Source organism: Shimia thalassica (assembly GCF_001458215.1).
In the GTDB taxonomy this organism is placed as follows: domain Bacteria; phylum Pseudomonadota; class Alphaproteobacteria; order Rhodobacterales; family Rhodobacteraceae; genus Shimia; species Shimia thalassica.
The window spans coordinates 1-5441 of record NZ_CYTW01000010.1 but is presented as its reverse complement, the minus strand read 5'-3'; the positions used below and the strand labels follow the sequence as shown (position 1 = coordinate 5441).

The 5441-nt window shown below is 44.7% G+C and carries 9 protein-coding genes; all 9 read left to right on the top strand.

Annotated features, from left to right (window positions below; translation table 11 throughout):
- Nucleotides 1-882, top strand: an 882-nt coding sequence (locus PH7735_RS21315) for a Minor spike protein (RefSeq protein WP_032271654.1), incomplete at its 5' end; no start/stop codon positions are given.
- 63 nt (nucleotides 883-945) lie between these two features.
- Entirely contained in the window at nucleotides 946-2487 is a 1542-nt protein-coding gene (locus tag PH7735_RS21310; protein ID WP_000252566.1) for a replication endonuclease, read from the top strand.
- Nucleotides 2420-2572 (top strand): hypothetical protein, encoded by a 153-nt coding sequence (locus PH7735_RS21305; RefSeq protein ID WP_435988044.1) that lies wholly within the window; start codon nucleotides 2420-2422, stop codon nucleotides 2570-2572. The genes PH7735_RS21310 and PH7735_RS21305 overlap by 68 nt, the downstream gene beginning before the upstream one ends.
- Nucleotides 2505-2744, top strand: a complete 240-nt coding sequence (locus tag PH7735_RS21300) for a phage DNA packaging protein C (RefSeq protein ID WP_016670801.1) — start codon at nucleotides 2505-2507, stop codon at nucleotides 2742-2744. The genes PH7735_RS21305 and PH7735_RS21300 overlap by 68 nt, the downstream gene beginning before the upstream one ends.
- Complete coding sequence (locus PH7735_RS21295) at nucleotides 2741-3199, top strand: scaffolding protein D (RefSeq protein WP_000084700.1); 459 nt, start codon at nucleotides 2741-2743, stop codon at nucleotides 3197-3199. The genes PH7735_RS21300 and PH7735_RS21295 overlap by 4 nt, the downstream gene beginning before the upstream one ends.
- A complete protein-coding gene (locus tag PH7735_RS21290; protein ID WP_000033471.1) occupies nucleotides 3199-3315 on the top strand; it encodes a phage DNA packaging protein J in 117 nt (38 codons plus the stop codon). Before PH7735_RS21295 ends, PH7735_RS21290 begins: the two co-directional genes overlap by 1 nt.
- Nucleotides 3316-3351: 36 nt before the next feature.
- Complete coding sequence (locus PH7735_RS21285) at nucleotides 3352-4635, top strand: major capsid protein (RefSeq protein WP_000065572.1); 1284 nt, start codon at nucleotides 3352-3354, stop codon at nucleotides 4633-4635.
- A 110-nt stretch (nucleotides 4636-4745) separates the two neighbouring features.
- Nucleotides 4746-5273, top strand: a complete 528-nt coding sequence (locus PH7735_RS21280; RefSeq protein WP_000487867.1) for a hypothetical protein — start codon at nucleotides 4746-4748, stop codon at nucleotides 5271-5273.
- 8 nt (nucleotides 5274-5281) lie between these two features.
- Nucleotides 5282-5441 (top strand): hypothetical protein (locus tag PH7735_RS21275; RefSeq protein ID WP_503167630.1); only part of this gene is annotated, 160 nt, incomplete at its 3' end.

Sequence of the window (5441 nt, the reverse complement as noted above, 5' to 3'; positions counted from 1 at the left end):
GATGTGCTTGCTACCGATAACAATACTGTAGGCATGGGTGATGCTGGTATTAAATCTGCCATTCAAGGCTCTAATGTTCCTAACCCTGATGAGGCCGTCCCTAGTTTTGTTTCTGGTGCTATGGCTAAAGCTGGTAAAGGACTTCTTGAAGGTACGTTGCAGGCTGGCACTTCTGCCGTTTCTGATAAGTTGCTTGATTTGGTTGGACTTGGTGGCAAGTCTGCCGCTGATAAAGGAAAGGATACTCGTGATTATCTTGCTGCTGCATTTCCTGAGCTTAATGCTTGGGAGCGTGCTGGTGCTGATGCTTCCTCTGCTGGTATGGTTGACGCCGGATTTGAGAATCAAAAAGAGCTTACTAAAATGCAACTGGACAATCAGAAAGAGATTGCCGAGATGCAAAATGAGACTCAAAAAGAGATTGCTGGCATTCAGTCGGCGACTTCACGCCAGAATACGAAAGACCAGGTATATGCACAAAATGAGATGCTTGCTTATCAACAGAAGGAGTCTACTGCTCGCGTTGCGTCTATTATGGAAAACACCAATCTTTCCAAGCAACAGCAGGTTTCCGAGATTATGCGCCAAATGCTTACTCAAGCTCAAACGGCTGGTCAGTATTTTACCAATGACCAAATCAAAGAAATGACTCGCAAGGTTAGTGCTGAGGTTGACTTAGTTCATCAGCAAACGCAGAATCAGCGGTATGGCTCTTCTCATATTGGCGCTACTGCAAAGGATATTTCTAATGTCGTCACTGATGCTGCTTCTGGTGTGGTTGATATTTTTCATGGTATTGATAAAGCTGTTGCCGATACTTGGAACAATTTCTGGAAAGACGGTAAAGCTGATGGTATTGGCTCTAATTTGTCTAGGAAATAACCGTCAGGATTGACACCCTCCCAATTGTATGTTTTCATGCCTCCAAATCTTGGAGGCTTTTTTATGGTTCGTTCTTATTACCCTTCTGAATGTCACGCTGATTATTTTGACTTTGAGCGTATCGAGGCTCTTAAACCTGCTATTGAGGCTTGTGGCATTTCTACTCTTTCTCAATCCCCAATGCTTGGCTTCCATAAGCAGATGGATAACCGCATCAAGCTCTTGGAAGAGATTCTGTCTTTTCGTATGCAGGGCGTTGAGTTCGATAATGGTGATATGTATGTTGACGGCCATAAGGCTGCTTCTGACGTTCGTGATGAGTTTGTATCTGTTACTGAGAAGTTAATGGATGAATTGGCACAATGCTACAATGTGCTCCCCCAACTTGATATTAATAACACTATAGACCACCGCCCCGAAGGGGACGAAAAATGGTTTTTAGAGAACGAGAAGACGGTTACGCAGTTTTGCCGCAAGCTGGCTGCTGAACGCCCTCTTAAGGATATTCGCGATGAGTATAATTACCCCAAAAAGAAAGGTATTAAGGATGAGTGTTCAAGATTGCTGGAGGCCTCCACTATGAAATCGCGTAGAGGCTTTGCTATTCAGCGTTTGATGAATGCAATGCGACAGGCTCATGCTGATGGTTGGTTTATCGTTTTTGACACTCTCACGTTGGCTGACGACCGATTAGAGGCGTTTTATGATAATCCCAATGCTTTGCGTGACTATTTTCGTGATATTGGTCGTATGGTTCTTGCTGCCGAGGGTCGCAAGGCTAATGATTCACACGCCGACTGCTATCAGTATTTTTGTGTGCCTGAGTATGGTACAGCTAATGGCCGTCTTCATTTCCATGCGGTGCACTTTATGCGGACACTTCCTACAGGTAGCGTTGACCCTAATTTTGGTCGTCGGGTACGCAATCGCCGCCAGTTAAATAGCTTGCAAAATACGTGGCCTTATGGTTACAGTATGCCCATCGCAGTTCGCTACACGCAGGACGCTTTTTCACGTTCTGGTTGGTTGTGGCCTGTTGATGCTAAAGGTGAGCCGCTTAAAGCTACCAGTTATATGGCTGTTGGTTTCTATGTGGCTAAATACGTTAACAAAAAGTCAGATATGGACCTTGCTGCTAAAGGTCTAGGAGCTAAAGAATGGAACAACTCACTAAAAACCAAGCTGTCGCTACTTCCCAAGAAGCTGTTCAGAATCAGAATGAGCCGCAACTTCGGGATGAAAATGCTCACAATGACAAATCTGTCCACGGAGTGCTTAATCCAACTTACCAAGCTGGGTTACGACGCGACGCCGTTCAACCAGATATTGAAGCAGAACGCAAAAAGAGAGATGAGATTGAGGCTGGGAAAAGTTACTGTAGCCGACGTTTTGGCGGCGCAACCTGTGACGACAAATCTGCTCAAATTTATGCGCGCTTCGATAAAAATGATTGGCGTATCCAACCTGCAGAGTTTTATCGCTTCCATGACGCAGAAGTTAACACTTTCGGATATTTCTGATGAGTCGAAAAATTATCTTGATAAAGCAGGAATTACTACTGCTTGTTTACGAATTAAATCGAAGTGGACTGCTGGCGGAAAATGAGAAAATTCGACCTATCCTTGCGCAGCTCGAGAAGCTCTTACTTTGCGACCTTTCGCCATCAACTAACGATTCTGTCAAAAACTGACGCGTTGGATGAGGAGAAGTGGCTTAATATGCTTGGCACGTTCGTCAAGGACTGGTTTAGATATGAGTCACATTTTGTTCATGGTAGAGATTCTCTTGTTGACATTTTAAAAGAGCGTGGATTACTATCTGAGTCCGATGCTGTTCAACCACTAATAGGTAAGAAATCATGAGTCAAGTTACTGAACAATCCGTACGTTTCCAGACCGCTTTGGCCTCTATTAAGCTCATTCAGGCTTCTGCCGTTTTGGATTTAACCGAAGATGATTTCGATTTTCTGACGAGTAACAAAGTTTGGATTGCTACTGACCGCTCTCGTGCTCGTCGCTGCGTTGAGGCTTGCGTTTATGGTACGCTGGACTTTGTAGGATACCCTCGCTTTCCTGCTCCTGTTGAGTTTATTGCTGCCGTCATTGCTTATTATGTTCATCCCGTCAACATTCAAACGGCCTGTCTCATCATGGAAGGCGCTGAATTTACGGAAAACATTATTAATGGCGTCGAGCGTCCGGTTAAAGCCGCTGAATTGTTCGCGTTTACCTTGCGTGTACGCGCAGGAAACACTGACGTTCTTACTGACGCAGAAGAAAACGTGCGTCAAAAATTACGTGCAGAAGGAGTGATGTAATGTCTAAAGGTAAAAAACGTTCTGGCGCTCGCCCTGGTCGTCCGCAGCCGTTGCGAGGTACTAAAGGCAAGCGTAAAGGCGCTCGTCTTTGGTATGTAGGTGGTCAACAATTTTAATTGCAGGGGCTTCGGCCCCTTACTTGAGGATAAATTATGTCTAATATTCAAACTGGCGCCGAGCGTATGCCGCATGACCTTTCCCATCTTGGCTTCCTTGCTGGTCAGATTGGTCGTCTTATTACCATTTCAACTACTCCGGTTATCGCTGGCGACTCCTTCGAGATGGACGCCGTTGGCGCTCTCCGTCTTTCTCCATTGCGTCGTGGCCTTGCTATTGACTCTACTGTAGACATTTTTACTTTTTATGTCCCTCATCGTCACGTTTATGGTGAACAGTGGATTAAGTTCATGAAGGATGGTGTTAATGCCACTCCTCTCCCGACTGTTAACACTACTGGTTATATTGACCATGCCGCTTTTCTTGGCACGATTAACCCTGATACCAATAAAATCCCTAAGCATTTGTTTCAGGGTTATTTGAATATCTATAACAACTATTTTAAAGCGCCGTGGATGCCTGACCGTACCGAGGCTAACCCTAATGAGCTTAATCAAGATGATGCTCGTTATGGTTTCCGTTGCTGCCATCTCAAAAACATTTGGACTGCTCCGCTTCCTCCTGAGACTGAGCTTTCTCGCCAAATGACGACTTCTACCACATCTATTGACATTATGGGTCTGCAAGCTGCTTATGCTAATTTGCATACTGACCAAGAACGTGATTACTTCATGCAGCGTTACCATGATGTTATTTCTTCATTTGGAGGTAAAACCTCTTATGACGCTGACAACCGTCCTTTACTTGTCATGCGCTCTAATCTCTGGGCATCTGGCTATGATGTTGATGGAACTGACCAAACGTCGTTAGGCCAGTTTTCTGGTCGTGTTCAACAGACCTATAAACATTCTGTGCCGCGTTTCTTTGTTCCTGAGCATGGCACTATGTTTACTCTTGCGCTTGTTCGTTTTCCGCCTACTGCGACTAAAGAGATTCAGTACCTTAACGCTAAAGGTGCTTTGACTTATACCGATATTGCTGGCGACCCTGTTTTGTATGGCAACTTGCCGCCGCGTGAAATTTCTATGAAGGATGTTTTCCGTTCTGGTGATTCGTCTAAGAAGTTTAAGATTGCTGAGGGTCAGTGGTATCGTTATGCGCCTTCGTATGTTTCTCCTGCTTATCACCTTCTTGAAGGCTTCCCATTCATTCAGGAACCGCCTTCTGGTGATTTGCAAGAACGCGTACTTATTCGCCACCATGATTATGACCAGTGTTTCCAGTCCGTTCAGTTGTTGCAGTGGAATAGTCAGGTTAAATTTAATGTGACCGTTTATCGCAATCTGCCGACCACTCGCGATTCAATCATGACTTCGTGATAAAAGATTGAGTGTGAGGTTATAACGCCGAAGCGGTAAAAATTTTAATTTTTGCCGCTGAGGGGTTGACCAAGCGAAGCGCGGTAGGTTTTCTGCTTAGGAGTTTAATCATGTTTCAGACTTTTATTTCTCGCCATAATTCAAACTTTTTTTCTGATAAGCTGGTTCTCACTTCTGTTACTCCAGCTTCTTCGGCACCTGTTTTACAGACACCTAAAGCTACATCGTCAACGTTATATTTTGATAGTTTGACGGTTAATGCTGGTAATGGTGGTTTTCTTCATTGCATTCAGATGGATACATCTGTCAACGCCGCTAATCAGGTTGTTTCTGTTGGTGCTGATATTGCTTTTGATGCCGACCCTAAATTTTTTGCCTGTTTGGTTCGCTTTGAGTCTTCTTCGGTTCCGACTACCCTCCCGACTGCCTATGATGTTTATCCTTTGGATGGTCGCCATGATGGTGGTTATTATACCGTCAAGGACTGTGTGACTATTGACGTCCTTCCCCGTACGCCGGGCAATAATGTTTATGTTGGTTTCATGGTTTGGTCTAACTTTACCGCTACTAAATGCCGCGGATTGGTTTCGCTGAATCAGGTTATTAAAGAGATTATTTGTCTCCAGCCACTTAAGTGAGGTGATTTATGTTTGGTGCTATTGCTGGCGGTATTGCTTCTGCTCTTGCTGGTGGCGCCATGTCTAAATTGTTTGGAGGCGGTCAAAAAGCCGCCTCCGGTGGCATTCAAGGTGATGTGCTTGCTACCGATAACAATACTGTAGGCATGGGTGATGCTGGTATTAAAT

Excerpts from the sequence above, each read along its gene's own strand:
- PH7735_RS21310 (WP_000252566.1), top strand. The coding sequence starts at position 946 with ATGGTTCGTTCTTATTACCCTTCTGAATGTCACGCTGATTATTTTGAC.
- PH7735_RS21295 (WP_000084700.1), top strand. The coding sequence starts at position 2,741 with ATGAGTCAAGTTACTGAACAATCCGTACGTTTCCAGACCGCTTTGGCC.
- PH7735_RS21290 (WP_000033471.1), top strand. The coding sequence starts at position 3,199 with ATGTCTAAAGGTAAAAAACGTTCTGGCGCTCGCCCTGGTCGTCCGCAG.
- PH7735_RS21285 (WP_000065572.1), top strand. The coding sequence starts at position 3,352 with ATGTCTAATATTCAAACTGGCGCCGAGCGTATGCCGCATGACCTTTCC.
- PH7735_RS21280 (WP_000487867.1), top strand. The coding sequence starts at position 4,746 with ATGTTTCAGACTTTTATTTCTCGCCATAATTCAAACTTTTTTTCTGAT.